1 protein-coding gene is annotated in these 390 nt (G+C 38.2%); it reads left to right on the forward strand.

Features of this window, described 5'->3' with window-relative positions; translation table 11 throughout:
• Nucleotides 1-30: 30 nt before the first annotated feature.
• A partial coding sequence (locus D9K81_RS18285; RefSeq protein ID WP_121524037.1) for a recombinase family protein occupies nucleotides 31-390 on the forward strand: 360 nt, incomplete at its 3' end.

The following is a 390-nucleotide window of genomic DNA, read 5'->3' on the forward strand; positions in this document are numbered from 1 at the left end:
TTATCATTAATCTAATAGAATTAAGATTAAATGATAGAAATGAATACACGTATTTATCTACGAGCTTCAACTAAAGATCAAGATGCAGAAAGGGCTTTGCAGATTCTTCAGGATCTAAACCAAAACTTGAATTTGGGTGAAACCATTGTGTACGTGGAAAACTATAGTGGTACGAAGTTAGACCGACCTGAATTGAATAAGCTACTGTCAGAAGCAAATCAAGGTGACACATTGTTAGTTGAAAGTATTGACCGCTTATCACGCCTAACCCAACGAGATTTTCAAGAGCTGAAGCGCAGGATCCAGGAGAAGGGACTTCGTTTAGTCGTAGCAGATCTTCCTACTACCTACCAAATGATTCAAACCAGTGACAGCATTACTCATTCAATC

It is taken from the genome of Acinetobacter chengduensis (assembly GCF_003664645.1).
In the GTDB taxonomy this organism is placed as follows: Bacteria; Pseudomonadota; Gammaproteobacteria; order Pseudomonadales; family Moraxellaceae; genus Acinetobacter; species Acinetobacter chengduensis.